At 68.1% G+C, this 22,584-nt stretch carries 17 protein-coding genes and 4 pseudogenes; 7 read left to right on the top strand and 14 right to left on the bottom strand.

Annotation, left to right across the window (positions count from 1 at the left end; genetic code table 11):
* Positions 1-783: 783 nt before the first annotated feature.
* Positions 784-1,305 carry a hypothetical protein gene (locus tag ACOQPP_RS14945; protein WP_419167877.1) on the bottom strand — a complete coding sequence of 174 codons (522 nt, stop codon included), beginning with the start codon at positions 1,303-1,305 and terminating at the stop codon, positions 784-786.
* Between the two features lie 468 nt (positions 1,306-1,773).
* The gene (locus ACOQPP_RS14950; RefSeq protein ID WP_420636816.1) at positions 1,774-2,361 is read right to left on the bottom strand and encodes a transposase; all 588 of its coding nucleotides are present in this window, start codon (positions 2,359-2,361) and stop codon (positions 1,774-1,776) included.
* On the opposite strand from ACOQPP_RS14950, the pseudogene ACOQPP_RS14955 reads away from it, so the two are divergent.
* The 3 genes and pseudogenes from ACOQPP_RS14955 to ACOQPP_RS14965 all read left to right on the top strand — a co-directional run.
* Positions 2,243-2,488: pseudogene (locus ACOQPP_RS14955) on the top strand (helix-turn-helix domain-containing protein); the annotation flags it as partial. The gene ACOQPP_RS14950 and the pseudogene ACOQPP_RS14955 sit on opposite strands and share 119 nt — an antisense overlap.
* A 149-nt stretch (positions 2,489-2,637) precedes the next feature.
* Positions 2,638-3,105, top strand: a pseudogene (locus ACOQPP_RS14960) (transposase); the annotation flags it as partial.
* Positions 3,106-3,176: 71 nt separating this feature from the next.
* Positions 3,177-3,401: an IS30 family transposase gene (locus ACOQPP_RS14965; RefSeq protein ID WP_419167875.1), complete on the top strand. Its 225-nt coding sequence runs from the start codon at positions 3,177-3,179 to the stop codon at positions 3,399-3,401.
* 909 nt (positions 3,402-4,310) lie between these two features.
* Here the strand turns inward: ACOQPP_RS14965 and ACOQPP_RS14970 are convergent.
* The 3 genes from ACOQPP_RS14970 to ACOQPP_RS14980 are packed head-to-tail and all read right to left on the bottom strand — an operon-like array spanning position 4,311 to position 6,797.
* The gene (locus ACOQPP_RS14970) at positions 4,311-4,769 is read right to left on the bottom strand and encodes a hypothetical protein (protein WP_419167874.1); all 459 of its coding nucleotides are present in this window, start codon (positions 4,767-4,769) and stop codon (positions 4,311-4,313) included.
* Positions 4,766-5,593 carry a PAS domain S-box protein gene (locus ACOQPP_RS14975; protein ID WP_420636817.1) on the bottom strand — a complete coding sequence of 276 codons (828 nt, stop codon included), beginning with the start codon at positions 5,591-5,593 and terminating at the stop codon, positions 4,766-4,768. The genes ACOQPP_RS14970 and ACOQPP_RS14975 overlap by 4 nt, the downstream gene beginning before the upstream one ends.
* A 37-nt stretch (positions 5,594-5,630) precedes the next feature.
* Positions 5,631-6,797: a 6-phosphofructokinase gene (locus ACOQPP_RS14980; RefSeq protein WP_419167871.1), complete on the bottom strand. Its 1,167-nt coding sequence runs from the start codon at positions 6,795-6,797 to the stop codon at positions 5,631-5,633.
* Between the two features lie 63 nt (positions 6,798-6,860).
* Here ACOQPP_RS14980 and ACOQPP_RS14985 point away from each other — a divergent pair, with 63 nt between their 5' ends.
* A complete protein-coding gene (locus ACOQPP_RS14985) occupies positions 6,861-7,541 on the top strand; it encodes an HAD family hydrolase (RefSeq protein ID WP_419167870.1) in 681 nt (226 codons plus the stop codon).
* Between the two features lie 13 nt (positions 7,542-7,554).
* On the opposite strand, the pseudogene lon reads toward ACOQPP_RS14985, so the two are convergent.
* Positions 7,555-10,117 (bottom strand): annotated as a pseudogene (gene lon / locus ACOQPP_RS14990) (endopeptidase La).
* A 413-nt stretch (positions 10,118-10,530) separates the two neighbouring features.
* Here lon and ACOQPP_RS14995 point away from each other — a divergent pair.
* Positions 10,531-11,784, top strand: coding sequence for a 4-hydroxy-3-methylbut-2-enyl diphosphate reductase (locus tag ACOQPP_RS14995; protein ID WP_420636818.1), 1,254 nt, complete (start codon positions 10,531-10,533; stop codon positions 11,782-11,784).
* Here ACOQPP_RS14995 and ACOQPP_RS15000 read toward each other — a convergent pair.
* Entirely contained in the window at positions 11,754-12,014 is a 261-nt protein-coding gene (locus ACOQPP_RS15000; protein WP_419167868.1) for a hypothetical protein, read from the bottom strand. The two genes, ACOQPP_RS14995 and ACOQPP_RS15000, sit on opposite strands and share 31 nt — an antisense overlap.
* A 115-nt stretch (positions 12,015-12,129) precedes the next feature.
* Positions 12,130-12,621, bottom strand: a pseudogene (locus ACOQPP_RS15005) (hypothetical protein); the annotation flags it as partial.
* On the opposite strand from ACOQPP_RS15005, the gene ACOQPP_RS15010 reads away from it, so the two are divergent.
* Positions 12,502-13,764 carry an acyl-CoA dehydrogenase family protein gene (locus ACOQPP_RS15010; RefSeq protein ID WP_419168004.1) on the top strand — a complete coding sequence of 421 codons (1,263 nt, stop codon included), beginning with the start codon at positions 12,502-12,504 and terminating at the stop codon, positions 13,762-13,764. The pseudogene ACOQPP_RS15005 and the gene ACOQPP_RS15010 sit on opposite strands and share 120 nt — an antisense overlap.
* Before the next feature lie 6 nt (positions 13,765-13,770).
* On the top strand, positions 13,771-14,601 hold the full coding sequence (locus tag ACOQPP_RS15015; protein ID WP_419167867.1) for an FAS1-like dehydratase domain-containing protein: 831 nt from the start codon (positions 13,771-13,773) through the stop codon (positions 14,599-14,601).
* Between the two features lie 68 nt (positions 14,602-14,669).
* Here the strand turns inward: ACOQPP_RS15015 and ACOQPP_RS15020 are convergent, their stop codons facing one another.
* The 6 genes from ACOQPP_RS15020 to ACOQPP_RS15045 form a co-directional block, all read right to left on the bottom strand.
* Entirely contained in the window at positions 14,670-14,846 is a 177-nt protein-coding gene (locus ACOQPP_RS15020; RefSeq protein WP_419167866.1) for a hypothetical protein, read from the bottom strand.
* 122 nt (positions 14,847-14,968) lie between these two features.
* Positions 14,969-16,219, bottom strand: coding sequence for an aminotransferase class V-fold PLP-dependent enzyme (locus ACOQPP_RS15025; RefSeq protein WP_419167865.1), 1,251 nt, complete (start codon positions 16,217-16,219; stop codon positions 14,969-14,971).
* Positions 16,209-16,349 carry a hypothetical protein gene (locus ACOQPP_RS15030; protein ID WP_419167864.1) on the bottom strand — a complete coding sequence of 47 codons (141 nt, stop codon included), beginning with the start codon at positions 16,347-16,349 and terminating at the stop codon, positions 16,209-16,211. The genes ACOQPP_RS15025 and ACOQPP_RS15030 overlap by 11 nt, the downstream gene beginning before the upstream one ends.
* A 135-nt stretch (positions 16,350-16,484) precedes the next feature.
* A complete protein-coding gene (locus ACOQPP_RS15035) occupies positions 16,485-17,858 on the bottom strand; it encodes an alpha-galactosidase (protein WP_419167863.1) in 1,374 nt (457 codons plus the stop codon).
* Positions 17,855-19,657, bottom strand: coding sequence for a sodium:solute symporter family protein (locus tag ACOQPP_RS15040; RefSeq protein WP_419167862.1), 1,803 nt, complete (start codon positions 19,655-19,657; stop codon positions 17,855-17,857). Before ACOQPP_RS15040 ends, ACOQPP_RS15035 begins: the two co-directional genes overlap by 4 nt.
* 4 nt (positions 19,658-19,661) lie before the next feature.
* Positions 19,662-22,463, bottom strand: coding sequence for a PIG-L family deacetylase (locus tag ACOQPP_RS15045; protein ID WP_419167861.1), 2,802 nt, complete (start codon positions 22,461-22,463; stop codon positions 19,662-19,664).
* Positions 22,464-22,584 lie beyond the last annotated feature (121 nt).

Raw genomic sequence — 22,584 nt, forward strand, 5'->3', positions numbered from 1 at the left:
GAACCCAAATCCTCCTCGATGTTCGCAATTGGCGAGTAGATCGCATGCGCCGGAAGTTCTCCGCTGCCCGTATTCCCGCCCGGGAACCGGCCCACATGGATGCCGAAGAACTTCCCATCGCTGGAGAATACGGGCCCGCCGCTGTCACCGTCCTGACGCTCGTAATCCGCGAGATTCTGGCAACGGATTGTGTAGTTCTGGTCCTCTGTAGGCCATCGATATATATCAACACAATCATGTCGCACACGACCGTGCCTTCGTCCCTGTGCCTGCCCCACCTTGATCACGCTCTGGCCAGAGACTGCAGTGCTGGGAATCTCGCCGCCCTCACTCACCATCACATAGAGGCTGTCTCCATCATCGTGGTTGTGTCTCCGCCCGGCAGCCCCGCTGGTGGCTTCCGTCGTGGCAACCCAGCCACGAGTGAATCGTGAATTCGACCCGGATTGACCATATAGCGCAACATCCGCCCACCGACAGTCCGTGTTGTCATCGTTGTTCGGCGAATTCACGGTACATGTGGATGATGGATCCGCCAATTCGTATCCAAGACGATCTACTGTCTTGGTGCTAGGCTGATGAAACGACATGCTGCTTTCCAGGCTCGCCCACTCGGAACAATGTGATGTCGTAATGTACCGTTGGGACGATCCCATCGTAACTGCAAGTCCGAGTGTACATGAAACTTGTGGATCCGAGCTGAACTTCACTCGAATCCCGCCTAGGGTCTGTGGGAACCAGTTCCCTAGCATATGGTTGTGAGGTTCCTGGATTTCAGCGTCATCACGTCCGACATCCGGTTTTGTTGCTCTCCTGATCGATATCGAGAAACGCGACATCACTCCGCGCATGCAGCCGGCCGGTGAGGCTTTCCCGCCAACCAAGAAGCCGATTGAATCCGTAGGTGACCTGTTCGTACCGGATCGATCCACCAGGTCCCATCGTGTTTTGCAGTTCGGTTCGCGTGATGTTCGCGACAGCGGTCTGTTTTGTCAGGTCGGTGAGCGCGACGACCATGTTCCCGCCCGCGTCCATCCAGTAGCCGCCGAACTCCGGCACCGATTTGGCGATTTCGTTGAACCGCTTGTCCGGTCCAATTAACGTGCCGATATCGGTGTTTGTGACAGGCGGGATGTGGAGGGCCTCCGCCAGGCTGGGTGCTTCGATCCGTGGCTCGATGCCCGCCACGTCGGTGTCGTTGCTGCAGCCTTCCTCAGTCAGCACGATACCGAGTACGATCAGGACTCCGACCAGCCCGCGTAGCGGCCGGAGCCACCGTCCCACAACGTCTCGCTGCTTTCTCATCGTACCACTCCCGCGTTGAAGTGAACATCTACCGCGTCGTACCTCTCATGTACCTCTCTTCTTCCGCGCTCCCAGTAGCTCGCGGGTCTTGCGAGTCCCGGAGTCGTTCGGAACCGGCACTCCTATCCTCGCCACGCATGCCAGCCCTCAATAGCGGGAAAACCCCTACACGGGGACTCCGAGAGAGAGAGACCATTGCGGGCTGTGGGGTGGTCCCGACGGGGTCGCGCCGCGCAGGCGGCCGGGAGAACGGGTGGTCGAACGGCCTAGCTAGTTCCCGTCCATAAAATGCCGTTTCGCGGGACGTTCCTCGAGGCTTTCGCCCCTTGATCCGGCCGGTCCCGGCGCTCCGGACCGTCACCGGGGGTGGTTTCGCGCATCTCCGGCGCGTTTTTTTGACCCGCGGAGACGCGGGAGCCCCCGGCTCTCGCGAGCCGGCCGGATGCGGTCCATCCGAGGGGGCCGGCGCTACGCCGGCTTGAGTTTCAGCCTGCTTCGGGCAAGAACGACGAGGTTGTGCGTGACGATGGCCGACCACACGCAGCCGAACACCGCCCCGTGCGCTTCCACGCTCAGCCGCTTGCGCGTCTTCGACAGCGTGGAATGCTCCGGCGGCGTCTTCGCCAGACCGTAGCCCAGGAACTCCCGCAGCGAGATCGAGTCCCGGCACCGCCACGCGATGCCCCGCTCCGAGCCGATCCCCTCCAGGTATCCCACCACCAGCATCCGGAAGTACACGCCCGGTGGGAAGGCCCGGCCGGCCCATCCGCGCCGCGTAGAACTCCCGGCACGCCTCCTCCGCGAACTCGTCAAAGCCGCTCTTGCGCAGAAGCTTGTCCAACGCCGCGTAGAACGGGTTGTCCTGGAGTTACCCGGCGGTCTCAACCGGTCAACGCAACATCTTGGCAGCGGCTGTTCAACTGCCGGGAGGTATGCGATGCGCCAACGGGAGAAGTACGGGAGGCTGAGCGAAGCGGACCGGCTTGAGATCGGGGACCGAATCAGGAACGGGCAAACACACGCCGAGGTCGCCGCGGCGGTCGGGTGTTCGACCAAGTCGGTCCAACGGCTGTTGATACGCACCGGCGGACTCGCGCCCCGGGGCCGAAATCGTTCGCCGCACCACCTTACGGCTGCCGAGCGAGAGGAGATCTCGCGGGGCCTGACGGCGGGAGACTCGTGCCGGGCGATCGCCGGGCGTCTGGGCAGAGCGCCCTCAACTATCTCGCGCGAGGTCGCCGCCAACGGCTCGAGAGAACGATACCGGGCCTGGAGGGCGGAGCGACGGGCGGCCGGGAAGGCTCGCCGCCCGAAGGTGGCGAAGCTCGCCCGGTGCCCTCGGTTGCGGCGGAAGGTGGAGCGTCTGCTCGCCGAGCGCCGGTCTCCGCGGCAGATTGCCCATCGCCTTCGGCTCGATCATCCCTCGGATCCCGAGATGCGCGTGTCTCGCGAGACGATCTATCAGTCGCTGTACGTGCAGACCCGAGGCGCGCTCAAGAAGGAACTCACGGCCTGCCTGCGCACGGGTCGGACGCGACGACGATCCCCGAGGCACAGGCCCGGGGAGGGGCGGCCGAGGACATGGTCTCCATCTCCGAGCGGCCCGCCGAGGCCGCGGACCGGGCCGTGCCGGGCCACTGGGAAGGGGACCTGATCCTGGGCAAGCCGGGACGCTCCGCGATCGGAGTCCTCGTCGAGCGCCGCAGCCGCTACGTGTTCCTTTTGCACCTTCCCGGCGGGCGGACGGCCCCACACGTGCGCCGCGCGCCGGTCGAGCGGATGGTCACGCTGCCGGACCAGCTCAGGCGCTCGCTGACCTGGGACCAGGGCAAGGAGATGGCCCAGCACGTGCGCTCGGCATCGAGAGCGGCGTGTCGGTCTACTTCTGCGATCCGAGGAGCCCCTGGCAGCGCGGGACCAGCGAGAACACCAACGGCCTGCTCCGCCAATACTTCCCCAAGGGCACCGATCTCTCCGCCCACTCACAGCCTGACCTCGATGCCGTCGCCCGGCAGCTCAATGGCCGCCCTCGACAAACCCTCGACTGGCTGAAACCATGCGAAGTCTTCGCCGGGACCGTTGCGTTCACCGGTTGAGACCGCCGGGGTAAGTCCAGTCCAGCGCCCCCACCGCACTCGCCGCAATGAACAGCTCCTCCTGACGCTCACCCGGCATCCTGCCCACCGCCATCGCCAACCTCCCGTGACCGCCGGTTGCCTCTTGTCCCGCCCACAATCCAGCCATCAACACCGGCGCGGGACATCGCGACTTTTTCCACGGACTGCCCTAGGAGTACCGCTGCCCTGACCCCCGGCCAGCGGCCTGGTTCGCGACCCTGCGTCTATTTGGAGCGCACCACCTGGACCGTGCGGTAGATGCGAACCGTGTCGCCCGGGGGCTCGTGCGGAGGCCATGAGATCCGGTCCAGCCCCACCACCGTGATCTCGCCTGTCCCTTCGTGATCGAATCGGATGTAAATCTGCCGAAGATCGTTCCCTATCCCTCGATCTGGACAACTCAAGCTGTACCGCCAGTCCATGTATGGTGTGATTGTCGCGTGAAGCCGCGTCGCCTCGGTCTCCGTTCGTCCAGGCTCCACGTTGCAACCAAAGAACGTCCGAATCGATATCGGAAACGGCTGATTCACATGAACCGTGTCCGGTACAAGAACAACCGATTCCATGTCACCGTACATCGCACCTGCGATCTCGCCCTGCTGCGGTTCGGATAAGAACAGGCCACCGCAGCCGGCCATGAGACCGGCCGCGGTGAGGCGTGTACCGCCGCCGTGCCATGTCGACCTCCTTCCGGCCTGCCAGGTTCTACCCTGAGCAGCACCGCGCCCGGAGGTCAATCGTCACAATGGTGGGGTGTCCAGGATCTGGGGGTCATATCCGGAACCGCTACGACGCCGCGTGTTCCGCCGGCCCTTCGTTATAATTCCCCGAGACTCGCACTGTTGCGGCGATTCGTTCGAGCTAGCAGATGATGCGCGAAAAATGCGGCTACCGGACAACAATCTTGCGGGAGACGTAGATGACGTTGGCGGGATTCTCGTCTTGCTCGTGCGGGTAGCGGATCCCGTCCAACCCGACCACGGTGACCCGTGCGATGCCTGGCGCATCGAAGTGCAGGTCGACCGTACGTGTCGGTGCGGCGAGAAAATCCGGGCAGCTGCCGGGACCAAAATAGCGCTTGTAGGGAGTGATTGTTGTGTGGAGACCATCAACGTCGATCCGTGTTCCGCCTTCTTCCAGAAGACAGATGTGATACGTTTGGACGGTCACTGGGAACAACTCATTCACGTTCACCGTATCGGGCGTCGTCACCGCAACTGTGTCGTACGGCCATCCTGCCCCAGCCATAACGAGAGCCGCCATCACTTCTTCATCGTCCGGCCTGAACAGCTCCCCGCAACCGGCCGTGAGACCGGCTGCGAGGGCTATTGCAACGATGCGGTTCATCTCGGCTGATCCCCCTCTTCGTCCACTACGGCACGATGCACATGAGTTGGAACCGACCATGCCAAGTGTTCGTCACCCTCGGTGTTCATTACACCAAGATCTTCCTCAATGTTCGCGATTGGCGAGTAGAACACCAGCCCCTCCAAGTCGTCTTCGGAACTGGTTCCAGCGTCACCGATCCGACCAACATGCGCACCAAATAGCTTCTCGTTCGATCCGTGGAAGATCGGCGCGCCGCTGTCGCCGCCGTATCGAGGATAGTTCGCCACGTTCTGGCAGCGGATAGCGTAGTTTGTCTGGCTGTCGGGCCAGCCGTAGATATCGACGCAATCATGCTGGACCCGACCGTGGCTGCGACCACCTAACTGGCCGACCTTGAACAGATACTGACCATCGACCTCACCACCTTCGTGCTCGACCGCCGTCACCATCGTCCTGGACAGCTGCCGCATCCGCTTCCAGCCCGTGATGTCGCGAACCGTGCAGATCACGTGTTCCCGTCCCGACGCCAGTCTCCCGGGGCTCAGGCTGATCTCGACCGGGATGGTGACGCCGTCCCGGCGCAACGCAAGCAACTCGAGTCCCTGTCCCATGGGACGCGCCCGCGGCGCCTCGCCGTAGTGTCGGCGGTGCTGCTCATGCCGGGCGCGGCTGGCGGCGGGAACCAGTCGTTCCACGGGAGAGCCATCCATCTCCTCGCGGCTCCAGCCGAACATGGCGACAGCCCGCGGGTTGAGGTCGCGGATCGTCCCCTCCGCATCCACGATGAGCATCGCGTCCGGCGACGCTTCGAAAACGGCTCTGTAGTCCCGCTCGGTCAGCACGATAGTCCAGTTCCAGCGAGTTGCAAGTGTCCCGGGGTCAGTCGCCGAGGCTGACCCCGAGCGCCTGGGCTGTCATCACGATGTCGCCGTCCACCGGCACCACCTTGGGATTGGCGAGCGCCTCGGCGAGCGGGATCGCCCGTACGCGCGGCGGATCGAGCGCGACCATCGTCCCGAATCGGCCGCGGGCCACGCAACGCACGGCCGCCGCGCCGAAGCGCAGCGAGATGACGCGGTCGTAGGAGTTCGGCGTGCCGCCGCGCTGCAGGTGGCCAAGCGTCAGCGATCGCGTCTCCTTCCCCGTGCGCCGCGCAATCTCGCGCGCCACCACATCGCCCAGCCCGCCCAGCCGCTCTTGGTCGTCCACGCCCCCGTGGACGGTCTTCATCACCATCTCGCCTCCGGCGGGCGTTGCGCCCTCCGCCACGCAGACGATGCTGAAGTCGCGCCCCGCAGCCTCACGCTCCCGAATCTTGTCGCACACCCTTTCGATGTCGAAAGGAATCTCGGGGATGAGGATGACGTCGGCCGAGCCTGCCAGCCCGCTGTAGAGCGCGATCCATCCGGCGTGCCGCCCCATGACTTCCACCACCATGACGCGGCGGTGGCTCTCCGCCGTGGAGTGAAGCTTTCCGATCGCGTCGGTCGCCGTCGCCACCGCCGTGAGAAACCCGAACGTAAGACTGGTTCCGCAGAGGTCGTTGTCGATCGTTTTCGGCACGCCGACCACCGGGAGCCCCCGCTTCGACAGCCGGTGTGCGAGGTGGAGACTGCCGTCGCCGCCGATCGCGATCAACGCGTCGATGCCATGCCGCCCGAGGCTCTCGATGACCTCGCCGGATCGGTCGCGCTCCTCGATCGAACCGTCCGGCAAGCGCACGGGCCAAGCGAACGGGTCGGAGCGGTTGGTCGTCCCCAGGATCGTCCCGCCGCGGTGCGTGATCCCCCGCACTTCATCGCTCCCCAGCGGAATCACCCGCCCGGGATCATCCGCCAGCAACCCCCCGTAGCCGTTCTCGACGCCCACCACGCTCCAGCCGCGGTGGAGCGCGCTCAACACGATGGCGCGGATCACCGCGTTCAGTCCCGGCGCGTCGCCTCCGCCGGTGTTGATCGCGATCTTCCGCATCTTTCCCGCTCCGTCCGCGCGCGGTGCGGTCGTCGCGAGATCGTCGTCGCCGGGTATCGCCTCCCTCTCGTTCATGGCCCGATTATCGGTGTTGCCCGGGGTTGACGCTACGCCCGCCGGTCGGCACCCTCGCTCCCCATGTCACCACGCCGCCCGCTGGACACGATCCTGTTCGACCTCGACGGCACGCTTGTCGACTCGACCGACCTCATCGCAGAATCCTGGCGCCATACGATGAGAACCCACTTCGACGAGCCTCCATCCGAGGAGGTGTGGCTCCGCACGCTGGGTCAGCCTCTTCGGGCGCAGTTCGGGTATCTGGTCGACACGGCCGAGGAGGTGCAGGCCATGGTCGAGACCTATCTGGAGCACAACTTCCGGGAACACGAGCGCCTGATCCGTTCCTTCCCCCGCGTCGCCGAGACCCTCGTGGAGTTGCGGGAGAGCGGCGCCCGCCTCGGCGTCGTGACGAGCAAGGCGAGCGCCGGAACGGCCCGGAGTCTGGCGGCCTGTGCGCTCGACGAGACGCTGTTCGACGTGATTGTGACGTCGGATGAACCCGTACCGCACAAGCCCGATCCGGCCCCGGTACGCCTGGCGCTCGAGCGGCTGGATGCGTCGCCCGAGACCGCGGCCTACGTGGGCGACTCGGTGTGGGACATGCGGGCCGGGCACGCGGCCGGCGTGACGACGATGGCTGCGCTGTGGGGGCCGTTCTCGGAGCGCGAACTGGCCATCGAGCGACCGCACATCATGCTCGACGCGTTTGAGGACCTGCTCCGCTACGCCGCCCTGCCGGAAGCGCCGCCGCCAGCCTGAGGCGTTTCGGCCGTCAGCTTCGGCCGTCGCGGCCATCCTCCGAGAAGGCGAGCGCCCCCGCCTCCAGCGACCCATTGGCAAGCGCCACGGCGAGCGCCTCGTCAAGCGTCTCGACGAGGCGAAACTCGAGCTGGTCGCAAACCTGGTCCGGAAGGTCCTCGATGTCGCCCTCGTTGACCGCGGGGAGGATGATCTCGTTGATCCCGGCGCGGGCGGCGCCGAGCACCTTTTCCTTCACGCCCCCGATCGGGAGCACGCGTCCGGCGAGGGTGATCTCGCCGGTCATGGCGACGTCGTGGCGCACCGGGTGGTCGCCCAGGGCGCTCACGAGCGCCACCGCCATGGCGATTCCGGCGGACGGCCCCTCCTTGGGGATCGCGCCGGCGGGAACGTGGATGTGGATCTCATGGTCCCGCAGGCGTTCCTTGCTCAACCGGAGGTCGCCGGCATGGCTGCGCGCGAAGGTGAGCGCCGCCTGGGCGCTCTCCTTCATGACGTCGCCGAGCTGTCCGGTCAGGAGGAGCCCCTCCTTGCCCTCCAGGACCCTCGTCTCCACGAGCATGATGTCGCCCCCCGCGGGGGTGTAGTACATCCCGGTCGCCACGCCGACCGCATCGCCGTCCATCTTCTTCGCGGCATGCACCTTCGGCTGTCCGAGCAGCTCCCGCAGGTCGTCCGCGTCGATGGCGACTTCCGACGCTCCGGTCGCGATCCTGCGCGCCGACTTCCGGCACACGGAGCCGAGTTCCCGCTCCAGGTTCCGGACTCCGGCTTCGCGCGTGTAGCGCGTGATGATCGTTCGGACGGCGTCGTCTTCCAACTCCAGTTGCTCCGGCAGCAGGCCGTTGCGCCGCTTCTGCCGCGGGAGGAGGAAGCGCTTGGCGATCTCGAGCTTCTCGGCTTCCGTGTAGCCTCGGAACTCGATCGCCTCCATCCGGTCGCGCAGCGGCCCGGGGATCTGCTGGAAGACGTTCGCCGTCGCGATGAACAGGACCTCCGAAAGGTCGAAGGGCACGCCGAGGTAGTGATCCACGAAGGCGACGTTCTGCGCCGGATCGAGGACCTCCATGAGGGCCGCCGACGGGTCGCCCTGGAACGAGACGCCGAGCTTGTCGATCTCGTCGAGCAGGAAGACGGGGTTCTTCGTCCCCGCCCGCTTGAGCCCCTCGATGATGCGGCCCGCCATGGCGCCCACGTACGTCCGCCGGTGTCCGCGGATATCGGCCTCGTCCCGCGCGCCACCGAGCGACACACGGACGTACTTGCGGCCCATCGCATCGGCGATGGAACGGGCGATGGATGTCTTGCCCACGCCCGGCGGTCCGACGAAGAGCAGCGTCTCCCCCGCACGGTCGTCCTCATATCCCCGGATTTCTTCCGCGTCCGTCGCTCCTGCGTCGGTCCGCGTCGGTCTCTTCCGCGTCGGTCTCTTCCGCGTCGGTCCTTTCCGCGTCCTCCGCGGGGCCATCGGCGCCGGCGCCGGATGCCGCGGCGTCCTCGCCATCCTCCGCCTCGGCCTCCGCTGCGGCCTCCGCTGCGGGCGCTTCGGGGGGGTCCAGCTGGCCCTGCAGCTTCCGCACCGCGAGGAAATCGAGGACCCGGTCCTTCACGTCCCGCAGGCCGTAGTGATCCCGCTCCAGGACCTCCTCGGCGCGGGCGATGTCGAGTTGCTCCTCGGTCGTCTCCGACCAGGGAAGGTCGGCCACGATCTCCAGATACGTCCGCACGACCTGGGCTTCGGCGGATTCGCGCGGGAGGCGCTCCAGACGGCGGAGCTCGCGGTCGACCTCCTGGCGCGCCTCGGCGGGCAACTCGAGGGCCTCGATGCGCTCTCGGAGGTCGTTCGCCTCCTGGGAGTCGATGTCCTCGCCCAGTTCCTTCTGGATCGCCTTCATCTGCTCGCGCAGGAAAATCTCGCGCTGCCGTTCCCCCAACTCCTCCTGCACCTGCTCGCGGATCTCCTCCTGCGCCTCGAGCAGCCCGATCTGCTTCTGCAGGTGGACGAGGAGCGACCTCAGTCGCGCCTCGACGGAGAGGGTCTCGAGGAGTTCCTGCTTCTGCTCCACCTCGAGTTCCGTGTAGAAGGCGACGAGATCGGCCAGTTCTCCGGGCGTCGACACGCCGCCGAGCAGGTGGTCGACGATCTCCTTCGGCACCCCCCGGAGACGGCTGACCTCGGCGGCGCGCTCATGTACCTCCTTGTAGAGCGCGGCGAAGGCCCGCTCCTCCGCGTCGAGCGGATCCATGTCGTCCATTTCGCGCGCGACGACCTCCAGGTATCCGTCACGCTCCACGTACTCGAGCGCGGCGGCGCGCGTGTCGCCCTGAATGACCATCTGCACGCCGCCCGGCACCTTCTGCATCTGGGCGATGCGGCACACCGTGCCGATGCGGTACAGCTGATCGGGATCGGGCTTCTCGACAGCGGCGTCGAGCTGGGCGGCGGCGAAGAGGAGCTTGTCGCCCGCGATCGCCTCGTCGATCGCCTTGATCGTCTTGTCACGGCCGGCGGCGATCGGCGCCGCGACGGCGGGGAATACGACCGTGCCCCGGAGTGGCAGCACCGGCAGTCGCAAACGCTTGGCGACCTGCGCTTCGGGGCTGGCGCCGGCCGTCTCCTCCGCTTCGAGCGTGACGACACCCTCCGCCGGGGCGGGCGCGTCCGTTCCCTCGCTGCGTCCGTTCTGTTCGCTCATGCTCGCGTAGTCTCTATTCGCCTCGCGCGCCCGGAGGCACGCTGCATTTGCCGGACCTGCCGGACCATCGAAATATGGAACTCCAAAGACGCCGACCCGTTCCGTCCGAAGACGGGTCCCGCCTGCAGATGCACGTTCCGGACCCGCCGGACCCGGGAATCCCGCCGCAAGCCCTGCCTGTTTGGCGCATCCCCCCCACCGGACGACTGCCGAAGCGGCACGCCCGCGTCAAGGCCGGCAGGGTCCGCGGCCGCTTGTGGCGCCGACACGCGCCACGCTCCATCTTGCTGCTCATGACGAAACAGGCGCTGGGTCCGGCTGGTCGCAAGGCATCGACCGGAGAGCAACGCTACTTCCGGCGGGGGCTGGGGCTCAAGAAGGAGATCCAGCCGGTGATCGACTTCGAGTACGGGAGCGCCCTCGTCGCCCTCATTCGCGAGCGGGACTACGAGCTCCGCATCGACCGGCTGCAGCTCCGTTTCGCGAGGAGTTCCGGATTCTGCTATGGCGTCGACCGCGCGGTGGACTATGCGTACGAAAGCCGGCGCAAGTTCCCGGACCGGCGGATCTTCCTCGTGGGTGAGATCATCCACAACCCGCACGTGAACGGCCGGCTCCAGGAGATGGAGATCGAGTTCCTGTATCCGTCGGAGGCCGGCGAATTCGACTTCAATGGCGTGACTCCGGACGATGTCGTGATCATCCCGGCGTTCGGCGTCACGCTGCACGACTTCGAGGCGCTGCGGGCGCTCGACTGCGTTCTCGTGGATACGACGTGTGGTTCGGTGCTCAACGTGTGGAAGCGGGTGGAGGGGTACGCGCGCGACGGCCTGACTTCGGTCATCCACGGCAAGCACTGGCACGAGGAGACGCGCGCGACGAGTTCGCAGGTGCTGAAGTACGAAGGCGGGAAGTTCCTCATCGTGCGGGACATGGCGCAGGCGGAAGAGGTATGTTCGTACATCCGGGGAGAGGGTGAGCGAGCGGCCTTCATGGAGTTGTTCGAACCGTCCATGTCCGAGGGTTTCGACCCGGATCGCGACCTGGAACGGATCGGGGTCGCCAACCAGACGACGATGCTGGCCTCCGAGTCGCTGGACATCGCGGCCAGGCTCGGCGTAGCGATCCAGGACCGATGGGGCCCGGAGAAAGTGCCGGAGCGGTTCCGCAGCTTCGACACCATCTGTTCCGCCACGCAGAAGCGCCAGGACGCGGTGAAGGAGATGATGCAGGCTCCGCCCGACGTCATGATCGTGATCGGCGGCTACAATTCCTCGAACACGAACCAGCTCGCGCACCTCTGCGGGCTGTATACGACGACCTATCACATCGAGGACGCCGCCTGCATCGATACGGTGAGAGGGCGGATCAGCCACAAGAAGATCGGCGGCGACGAGATCCTGGTCGAGAAGGCCTGGCTGCCGCCGGGGGACGTGGCGATCGGGATCACGGCGGGCGCCTCGACGCCGAACTCGAAGATCGGCGAGGCGGTGGAGCGCATCATCCGGGGAGCCGGCTACGATCCGTCCGACCTCCTGAAGAGCTGATCCTCGCCGCCGCCTGGCGCGGTCCGGAAGCGGTCTCGGAGGAGTGGACCTTCCCGGGGCGGGAACGAGCCCGGCTCGGTGGTGAGGTCGACCTTGGCGACGCACACCGCCGGCCCCGGCAGCTCGAGGAGCGCGGGCGCCAGCACGTTGGATGCCGTCGCCACGGCCGATTCCTGCGCTCCGTCCCCGGCGACGGTGAAGGCGGTCCGGATCCCGGCCCCGCGTGCCATCGCGGCGATATCCGTACTCTTCCCGGTCAGTCCCGCCCGACGCCCCGTCTCTCCGAAGGCTTCGTTGGTCGAGGACGAGGATGGAGAGGTTGGCCGGCGCCTGGGCGGCGATCGTGGCGAGACTCCCGATGCCCATCAACAACTCCGCATCCCCCGTGATGACCAGCACCCGACGCCGAGGCTGGGTGAGGGCCACGCCGAGTCCGAGCATGCTCGCGCCCCCCAACGCGCCCCAGAAGTAGAAGTTGAGCGGCGAATCGCCGGCCGCGTGGTAATCCCACGCCGGCGAACCGAGCCCGGCGATCACGGCGGCGTCGCCTCGGTGGCGCAGGACCTCGGCGACCAGCACCTCGGGCACCGCACGTCCGATGGGAACCTGCCAGGGGTCTTCTTCCTCGGTGGTGAGCGTGATGAGGCGGACACCCGGGTCCGCCTCGCCGCGCGGGGCGGGGGGCGCGGTACTTCCACGGAAAGCCTCGGCTGCAATATGCTGCCGGACCCGGACGCGAGCCATCGCGGTCGCCGTCGGCACACCGTACCGTCCGTGCGATTGAACGCCGGACCAGGCAAACCGGAGGGGCAGACAGTGTTCGCGGGTCCTGAACATGGCTATGAGGCGATCCGTGACGGCGTGCGGAGCCTGTGCGAGCGCTTTCCGGGCGAATACTGGCGGGACCGGGACCGCGAGCGCGCCTATCCGACGGAGTTCATCGAGGCGCTGACGGAGGCGGGATACCTCGCGGCGCTGATCCCCGAGGAATACGGGGGCGCCGGACTCGACCTCAAGGCGGCGAGCGTCATCCTCGAGACGATCCAGCGCGCGGGGTGCAACGGGGCGGCCTGCCACGCCCAGATGTACATCATGGGCACGCTGCTCCGGCATGGGAGCGATGCGCAGAAGCGGCGATACCTGCCCGGGATCGCGGCCGGCGAACTGCGCCTGCAGGCGTTCGGCGTGAGCGAGCCGACCTGCGGTACGGACACGACGCGGATCCGGACCACGGCCACCCGCGACGGCGATGAATACGTGATCCACGGCCAGAAGACGTGGATCTCCCGCTCCGAGCACTCCGATCTCATGCTCCTGCTCGCGCGCACGGCGCCTCGGGAGGCGAGCGCGAAGCCGACGGCGGGGATGTCCGTCTTCCTCGTCGATCTGAGGGACGAGGTCGGGTCGGCCGTCACCATCCGTCCCATCGAGACGATGATCAACCATTCCACGACCGAGGTCTTCTTCGACGGCCTCCGCGTGCCGTCCGCGAGCCTGGTGGGGGAGGAGGGGAAGGGCTTCCGCTACATCCTCGACGGACTCAACGCGGAGCGCGTGCTCATCGCGGCCGAGTGCGTGGGAGACGCGCGCTTCTTTGTCGAGCGCGCCGCGGCATACGCGAAGGGGCGCGAGGTGTTCGGGCGTCCCATCGGACAGAACCAGGGGATCCAGTTCCCCATCGCGGAGACCCACATGAAGACGGAGGCCGCCGCCCTCATGGTGGAGCGGGCCGCCACCCTGTTCGACGAGGGGGCGCCGTGCGGGGCGGAGGCGAACATGGCCAAGTACCTGGCGTCCGACGCCTCGTGGGCCGCGGCGGACATGTGCATGCAGACCTACGGCGGGTTCGCCTTCTCCACCGAATACGACATCGAGCGCAAGTTCCGGGAGACGCGGCTGTACCGGATCGCGCCGATCTCGACGAATCTGATCCTGTCCCACGTGGCGACCCACGTCCTGGGTCTCCCCAAGTCGTTCTAGCGCACTGTGAGTGAATGGGCCGCCTGGGTCGGGCGCAGCGATGAGGTGACGGATCGGGCCTCGCCGGCGCTCGCCGGCGCGATGCTGGCGACACTGGACCGGGACCCGCGGACGCTGGGCGAAGGTGATCCGCTGCCGCCGCTGTTCCACTGGATGTATTGCCGCGAGCTGGCACCCGGCAGCCGGCTCGACGTGGACGGTCACCAGAAGCGGGGCGAGTTCCTGCCGGCGCTGCCGCTCTCGCGTCGCATGTGGGCCGGGGGACGGCTCCGATTCGAGGGAAGCGTCCGGATCGGAGAGTCGATCCGCCGCCGGTCCACCATTCGCGCGATCACCCCCAAAAAGGGTCGGAGCGGCCCACTGGTGCTGGTGACGGTCGAACACCGGATCTCGGGGGCCGGCGGGGAGATCATCGAGGAGCAGGACCTCGTCTTCCTCGATCGACCCACCGCGCCTCCGAGGCTACCCCGGGTCGCGGGCCCGGAGGGTGACATGGCGTGGTCGGAGTCGGTTACGCCCGATGCGGCCATGCTGTTCCGCTTCTCCGCCCTCACCTTCAACGCCCACCGGATCCACTACGACCGGGACTACGCGCGCGGCGTGGAACTGTATCCCGATCTCGTGGTGCACGGCCCGCTGACCGCGCTCCTGCTCGCCGACCTCGCGACCCGCCGCTCCGGACGGTCGCTGCGCTCGCTGACCTTCCGCGCCCGCCGCCCGATGTTTGTCGACCGCCCGATCACCATCGAGGGCGATCCGAGGGAGCGAGAGGTGAGTCTGAGAGCGCTGGATGACGCCGGAGCCCTGGCCATGTCCGCCGAGGCGGCGCTGGCCTGAGCCGAACAAAAGACGAAGAGATGTCGGCCGCTCCGACGCCCGCCGCCGGCGTGATTTGCGGCGGGCGGTTAGGCCAGGGCGTACCACAGGACGACGATCCCGAGCACTGCGACCAAACCACCGGCCGCTCTCCACTGCCCGGCGCCGAGGCTGAGGCCCCGCGCGATCCCCTTGAGACCGAGTGTCGGGAACAGCAGATAGAAGAGACCCTTGGTCAGCGGTGCCCAGCCGTAGACCGTGAGCACCGTCGCGGCCCCCCGCCCCGGATGTTGTGGAAGGCGACGACGAGACCGCGTGAACCCATGAATCGCTTTACTTATTCGCTTTACCTTGTCCCGTAAGGCGTTTCGAGCAGTACCCCCTGGCCTTACGTTCCCGCAAGCGCCGCTACGGCCCGCTCGTTGTCCTCGATCGTGTTGTAGAAATGAGGCGAAAAACGGACGAGAGGGCCCCGATGATCGACGATGATGTGTCGCTCGGCCAGGTGATGTACGGCCCCGGGGGCGTCCTCGTGCTCCACGAGGACAAGAGCAGACCGCGCGGCCGGATCCGCGGCTTGATGGAGCCCGTATCCGAGGTCCGCCAGTCTGTCTCGCAAATCTTGGGCCAAACCCCGGTTACGCTGTTCGATGGCGGCGATTCCGCACTCCAGAAGCACCGACAATCCCCCGGCGGCGGTGTAGGCGACGCCCGTTGCCGGCGTGCCCAGCTCGAACCGTCGCGCATCCGCACGTGGCGTCGCGTCCCGGATGTCGAACAGGAACTGGTTTTCGACACCGAACCACGACAACGTGACCGGGTCGATACGGACCTCCGGGCGCACGTGGAGGTAGGCCATGCCGGGGCCGCCGCAGAGCCACTTCAGCGCCCCGCCCACCAGGAAGTCCACACCCAGCGCCGGGGCGTCGATCTCGAGTTGTCCATTTGACTGATAGGCGTCCAATAATATGAACGCGCCCGAATCGTGTGCGATCCGGGTGAGTTCGGCGGCGTCCTGGGTGTTGCCGCTGGTGAAGAAGACGTGCGATGTCGCGAGGAGCGCCGTGCGCTCGTCGACGGCTTCCCGGATCGATTCCAGCGGCACGTGGATCCCGTCCGGACTCGACACGATCTCGACCTCGAGACCGTTCGCGCGCTGGGAAAGGAAGTGGTGGCCGACGGTCGGAAAATCGAGTTCGGTGAGGACGACTCTGTTCCGTCCGGTGGCTCGGGCGCTCGCGGCCACCGCCCCCCAGACGACCGCGACGGCAGCCGAGACGCTGGGCATGAGCGCGATCGTGTCCGCGCCGGCTCCGACCGTGCGACCAAACGATTCACGAACCTCTTCAAGTTTGGCGACCCAGATCTCGTACCACGCGCCGGCGCCCATCTCGTTCCACAATTCCTCGAACCGCCGATGCTCGTCGAGCGAGCGCAGGGAGAGTGCGCCGAGCGAGTTGGAGTTGAGGTAGGCCTTCCTCGAGACGATCGGGAATTGCCGCCTCAGCTCGTCGACGCGGTCGTCGAGCGGAAGGCCGCTCACGGGGGTGGCGGCGGCGTCGGCAGCCGCACTGGCCGATGCGTGCTGATTCAGAATATCCTTCCCTTCCATGAGCGACCCGCCGCAGTCATCCCGCACCGCCGGGCCTCTCCTCGAGTTCGAGGCGGGCGAGGCCCTCGAGCGGCACGACCGCCGGCACGCCGGGCCCGGGGGTGAGCCGGAGTGCCCCCGGTGCGAAACCCGCATGGTGCGCTGCGTCGAACAGCACCCGGCACCGCGGTCCGACGACTCGCCCTTTCGGATTCGCCTCGCCTGTCCGGGCTCCGAATGCGGCGCATGGACCGCCTACAATTGGTAGGAGGGGCCGCCCCGACAACCCGGCCCGCCCCGGGGCCAACAGGCGCTACCACTCCATGTCGGGCAGCACATCGCCCTGCAGACGGAACATCTCGTCGATCGTCTGAACCGCCGCGCGGTATGAGTGCGTCGTCGGATCGAGAAGCAGTGCCTGCAGGAGCGTCCGGCGAGCCCCCTCCGCGAACGCCTCGACCAGCAGCCGGTTGATCGTCGTCTGTGTCCGCAGCAGCCCGAGGATTCCCTCCGGCAGAGGCGCCATTGTGGCGGGATGGAGACCGCCGCTGTCGGCACGAGCCGGGACCTCGACCACGGCGCCGTCGGGCAGGCCGGGCACGTATCCCGCGTTCGGTATGTTCACCGCGGCGAGGCGCGTGTCGATACCGCACAGCACTCCCTCGAGGAGGGGGACCGCGAGTTCGCCGGAGGGGGCCGGCCCGTCGCCCGCCTCGTCTTCCTTCCCCGGCTTCACCCTGTGCAGCGGAGACGCCGGGAACGCGGGCACGTCGGTGGGGTGGTCGCCGAGGTTGTAGATCCACGCCGGTGTTTCTCCCGTCTCCCACGGCGTGCCCTCGGCGGGGTCGTAGAAGAACTGGAGAAGGCTGCTGCCCAGGAACTCCTGCGCCCAGCCCAGATACTCGCCGATATGGTTCGTTCCCGGACTCGGGTAGCGGCCGAACACCCGAAACAGGATCCGGCTCAGCGCGATCTCGTCCCAGTCGTGGAGCCAGTGCGCCTCCCGCTCCCGCCTCTCGAGTTCGGGATAGAGGTCGTCCCCCGTCTCCCGGTCCCGGACGGACTCGAACCACGAGAAGTGGTTGAGCCCGCTGGCCCGGGCTTCGAGCCGCTCCGGCGGGAGTCCGAGGAGGTGGGCCATCTGCGCGGTGCCGTGGAACACGCCGTGGCAGAGCCCCACCACGCGTACCGAAGAGAGCCGGCTCTGGGCCTCGCAGAGTTTCGTGAGCGGGTTCGTGTAGTTGACGAGCCACGCGTCGGGGCAGTGGGTCTCCATCGCGCGCGCGACGGCCAGAGAAGGGCCCATGTTGCGCAGCGCATGGAAGAGACCGCCCGGGCCCCCGTTCTCGCCGTAGATCTGCGAGGAGCCGAAGGTGCGGGGCACGTGGAAGTCCTGCGCCCAGTAGAAGTAGCGCCGGATTTCGATGGCCATGACTACGGCATGGGCGCCGGGGAGCGCTTCGGCGAGATCCGTGGTCGCGGACAATGAGACGGAGCGCCCGAGCCGTTCGGCCACCGACTCCGCGTAAGCCCGGGTCCGGGACAGCTCCGGCGGGTCGATGTCGACGAGAACGATGTCGAGGCCGCGGTCGCAGAGGGCGTCGCTCAGGAGCAGATCCCGTATGGACGCGGGGCCGAACTCGCGGCTGCCCGCCCCGACGAGGACGATCCTGAGCGCGTCCCTCACGCGGCCCCTCCCGGCGCGGATGGAGAGGTGGTCGCGTTCGCGATCCGCACGGTGATCACGGCTGCGCCGAGCGACACGGCGAGGAGGAGCGCGCCGATGCCGGCCCGGCCGGTGAGCACATACCCCACGCCGAGAAGGCTGGCATAGACGAACAGCGCGCCGAGGAGGAAGCCCGGCCACATGCGGTTGGCCGACGGGTCGGAGGAGACGACTCCGGTGCGTTCGGCCACCCGGCCCCACCAGCCGCCCGGGCGCACGCGACGGTAGAAGCGGTCCAGCACTTCGTCCGACTCGGGCCGCGTCGCGAGCACGACGGCCAGCCACAGCGCGGTGCAGGCGACCAGGATGATCACCCCCCGGATGAGGTCCATCTCCGGCGCGTAGAAGCCGTCGGCGGCCCGGATGACCGAGGCGGGCAGGACCGGCTCGACCGCGGCGAGCAGGACCCGGCCGTTGGCCAGGAGCACCGAGCCCGCCATGGCGGCGATCTCCGCCCAGGCGTTCACGCGCCACCAGTACCAGCGGAGCAGCCACACGAGCGCGACCCCCGCCGTGAGTTCGATGATGTAGATCCAGCCCCTCTGGATCGAGTCCATCTGCCAGGCCACCGCCGCGGCGACGCCGGCGAGCAGCACGACCGCGATCCGCGACGCCGCGACGTAGTGCCGCTCCGAGCGGTCCCGGCGCAGGAAACGGCGGTAGACATCGTTCACCATGTACGACGCCCCCCAGCACAGGTGCGTATCCATCGTACTCATGAAGGCGGCCAGGAAGGTGGCGACCATCAGCCCCCGCAACCCGGCCGGCATGAGTTCCCGGATCATCATCGGATAGGCGAGTTCGGGGTCGGCGGCCAGCGCCGGGTCCATGGCCGCCGGCGGGAATACGAGGAGAGACCCCAGCCCGACCACGATCCACGGCCAGGTGAGCAGCACCGTGCCCGCGAAGGCGAACCAGAGCGACGCCTTCACCGCCTGGCCCTCGTCTCGCGTCGCGAACAGGCGCTGCGCCACGTAGCCGTCCCCCTGCCCGCTCCGCAGCCAGAGGATCAGGATCAGGCAAAGGAAGGAGACGATCTCGAGCGAGGACGCGTTGGCGGCGGTGGGCACGAGATCGAGCGCCCCCGCAGGCGCTTCCGGTACCGCGCGGACGGCTTCCGCCATGGCCGCGGGGCCGCCGAAGCGGGTGAGCACGATCCCCGCCAGGGTGATCGCCCCCAGCATGCCGGCCACGAACTGGAGGAGGTCCGTGACGACGACGCCCCACAGCCCCGAGGCCACGGTGTAGGCCAGCGCGAGTCCCACGCAGACGGCCAGCGTGACGGCGGGGTCCCAGCCCAGGAGCACGCGGCTGAACTTCACCATGGCCAGCATGACCCAGCCCATGACGACGGCGTTCTTGAGCAGCCCCTGGTACACGGCCGAGAAGCAGCGCAGCGCCCGCGCCGGGGCGCCGCCGTAGCGGATCTCGATCACCTCGGCGTCGGTCAGGACGCCCGCCCGCCGCCACAGGCGCGCGTAGAAGAAGGTCAGCATGAGGATCCCGGCCGCTTCGTACCACCACAGCCAGTTGCCGTACACGCCCTGACGCCGCACGAGGGCCGCGGTGGCGAGCGGGGCGTCGGTGGCGAACCAGGTGGCGGCGATCGAGGTGCCCGCCAGCCACCAGGGCAGGGATCGGCCGGCGATGAAATAGTCCTCCACGCTGCCGCTCGCCCGCCGCGCGAACCCGAACCCGATCGCGAGGACGATGGCCCCGTAGATGCCGACGACGATCCAGTCGAGCGGAGTCAGCGCCAACGGTTCACCGCGGGCCGCCGGGGTCCCGTCCGGGCATGGCTGCGCCCTCGCCCCGGGGTGTCAGGACGTTCGAGAGGATGCGGTACGCCCCCGGCACGCCGTACGGAAGCTGCCGGTGGAGGGCGAGGGCGAGATACGTGTAGCGTCCCTCGCCCACCGGGGCGGTGAGCCACACGCCCTCCTGCGGCGCCTGACCCTGGTCGTGGGTCTCCACCAGAGGGGTGTAGGCCGGATCCCATTCGGCGAAGAACTTGGATCCGCGCTGTTCGACCCACCCGTCGAAATCGGCTTCGGTGATACGGTTGGGCGTACTCATCAGCGGGTGGTCCGGCCGCAGGAGGCGGACCGGGGCGTCTTCCTCCGACACTTCCTCCGCGCCGCGGGGGAGTGACGCCGCGTAGGGGGCCATGGCGGACGGGACGTACTCCTGGGTCTGGTAGAGGACGACGAGGTGCCCGCCGCCGCGTGCGTACTCCAGCAGGCGCTGGTTGTGCTCCAGCAGATCCTCCCTCACCGCGTAGGCCCGGGTACCGATAACGATCGCGTCGAAGCGCGTCTCCCCGGCGGCGACGGCGTCCGCTCCCGGCGCCAGCGCCGCGAGGCCGGCTTCGTCGAGAAGTTCGACCGTGGCCCCGAGCGCCTCGATGCCGGCCGGAACCTCGTCGCCGACGCCCATGACGTAGCCGATTCGGGCTCCATCCATCCGCGCGACGGACACCGACCGAACCGTGGCTCGGGCCGGCCGCCACAACCGCGCCAATCGGAGGTCGCGGTGTTCGATGGTCCGGAATCCCGTCCCGTACTCGGTGGTGTCGTCCGCGCTCCCCGCGCGCGCCACCGCCCGGATCTCCACCGCGCCGCGCCACCCCGGCGGCGGAGTGACGGCGAAGGACGCGTCCGCGGTCTCCCCGGAGTCGCGGAAGTCATGGCGCACGGCCGCGGGGGTCGCCGTCCACCCGTCCGGCAGCTCGAGTCGGGTCTCCGCCGCGAGGGGACCGGCGTTCGCGGTGATCCGTACCCGCACCTCCACCGGGCCCGAAGCGCCGGCATCCGGGCCCACGCTCGGGGCGCCCGCAGCCTCCACCGGGACGATCCGCACCGCGGGTTCGACCGAGACGGATAGCGCGGGCAGGATCTCCACCGTTCGCGTGACGGAACCGTAGGGGAGACGGGGAACGGACGCCGTCACGGGAACGGAGTGGGCCACGCTGCCCCCCTCCACGACGAGTTCGACCGTCGCGGAAAGCGCCGACCCCCGCCACGGCAGATGGAGGTCGGTCGAATCCAACACCTCATACTGGTTGCGGGTCAGACCGTCGCGTCCGAAGTACGGCGCCGCGGCCTCGGCGGTGGCGCCGTCTCGACCGGGGGCGGGCGCCCGCAGCTGCAACTCCGCCGTGAACCCGCCTTCGCCGCGCCCGACATCCGCCGTGAGGGCGAGGGTCCCGCCACCGCGATCCGCGAGCCGTACCGCGGAGATGGCGATGTCGCCGGGCCCCGGCGTAGTCACCGATACGCGGACGGTCGCCGTCTGTCCCGGCACGAGCACCGAGCTTCGCGGCGTGCCCTCGAGTTCGGCCACGATGTTCACGCCGGCCGCGGCCAGGATGGCGTCCTCGAACTGCCGTTCCTTGATCGACAGCTGGAAACGGGTCTCGGGCGCCGCCTCCGGCGCGGCGATGGCGGAGCGCAGCAACTCCAGCCCTCGCACCAGAGCCGGGACCGACCGCGCCGGCGCGCGGAAGTCGAACTCCGCCGCGCCGCCGTCGATCATCCGCTGCAGCTCGGCGAGCCGGGAGGCCGCCTGCGGCGTGGCCTCCTCGCCCAGGAGCGCGGGCAACCCGCCCAGGCTCACATCCAGGCCGGCGAAGAACGAAGCCGCGGCCTCACGGTCGCCGCCCTCGGCTGCTCCCTCCCGGTCTCGACGCTCGTAGAGGTAGCGCCCGCCCCCCGTCCGCACGCGTCCCGCGGTCTGGGAGCGTTGCAGTGCGAGCCCCCGGCTGGCCCAGCGCTGGTAGCTGTCGCCCAGCCAGGGGCTGTCCCCGGTCGCGTCCACCTCCACATGGAACGGCTCACCCGCGCGCACACCGCCCCGGAAGGTGCGCAGAACCCTCCACGGGCGTAGCCCCTCCCCGGTGATCTGGTCCGGAAAGCGGGCCGGGTCCGCGGCGGCCGCGACGGCTTCCGGGGTCAGCAGGCCCGCCGCGTGGTGATGGCCGTGACCGTCGCGCGCCGACCCGTGGAAGCGGCTCACGACCACCAGCGGTCGGTTGAGACGGATGACGCGGACCATGTCCTCCAGCACCGTCTCCCGGTCCCAGCTGCGGAAGGCCTCGTCCACGGACTTCGAGTAGCCGTAGTCGACCGCCGTCGTGAAGTAGAGGTCGTCGAGTCCGTAGTAGCGCCCCGCGAGGACCAACTCGCGGGTGCGGATGAGGCCGAGGGCGTCGAAGAGTTCGGGGCCAATGGCGTTCGCACCCGCCTCGCCGCGGTTGAGGCTGAGGAGGGCGGTGCGCGCCCCCCACCCCCGGCTGGCCAGCGCGAGCATGCCCGAATGTTCGTCGTCGGGGTGGGCCGTGACGTGCAGGAGGCTGGCGGTCGTGGCCAGCTGGCGAATGCGGTGCCAGGCGCCCAGGGCCCCGCGGTCCACGTCCAACCGCTCGTCCCCGACGGGTGCCGGAAAGGAGAGCACGCGGTCCAGGGGCGCCCGGGCGGGGGCCGACTGCCCCGCCGATGGGGGCGGGCACGCGAGCGCGCCCGCGACCGCGACGACGACTCCGAATCCGAGCTTTCTGCAAGCGATCATGGATCGAAATCGTGCTCGCGGGTCGCGGTTCGAGCAAGGGAAACACCCCCGGACCTTGCGAGCGCGGGCGTCCTGCCGATACTCAAGCGGATCACGTACGTCCGCGGACACACATGTAATC

Origin of the sequence: Candidatus Palauibacter sp., from assembly GCF_965222475.1 — a bacterium.
Classification (GTDB): Bacteria; Gemmatimonadota; Gemmatimonadetes; order Palauibacterales; family Palauibacteraceae; genus Palauibacter.

Excerpts from the sequence above, each read along its gene's own strand:
- ACOQPP_RS15045 (WP_419167861.1), bottom strand. The coding sequence starts at position 22,463 with ATGATCGCTTGCAGAAAGCTCGGATTCGGAGTCGTCGTCGCGGTCGCG.
- ACOQPP_RS14945 (WP_419167877.1), bottom strand. The coding sequence starts at position 1,305 with ATGAGAAAGCAGCGAGACGTTGTGGGACGGTGGCTCCGGCCGCTACGC.
- ACOQPP_RS14970 (WP_419167874.1), bottom strand. The coding sequence starts at position 4,769 with ATGAACCGCATCGTTGCAATAGCCCTCGCAGCCGGTCTCACGGCCGGT.
- ACOQPP_RS14995 (WP_420636818.1), top strand. The coding sequence starts at position 10,531 with ATGACGAAACAGGCGCTGGGTCCGGCTGGTCGCAAGGCATCGACCGGA.
- ACOQPP_RS14985 (WP_419167870.1), top strand. The coding sequence starts at position 6,861 with ATGTCACCACGCCGCCCGCTGGACACGATCCTGTTCGACCTCGACGGC.
- ACOQPP_RS14980 (WP_419167871.1), bottom strand. The coding sequence starts at position 6,797 with ATGAACGAGAGGGAGGCGATACCCGGCGACGACGATCTCGCGACGACC.
- ACOQPP_RS15000 (WP_419167868.1), bottom strand. The coding sequence starts at position 12,014 with ATGGCACGCGGGGCCGGGATCCGGACCGCCTTCACCGTCGCCGGGGAC.
- ACOQPP_RS15010 (WP_419168004.1), top strand. The coding sequence starts at position 12,502 with ATGCTGCCGGACCCGGACGCGAGCCATCGCGGTCGCCGTCGGCACACC.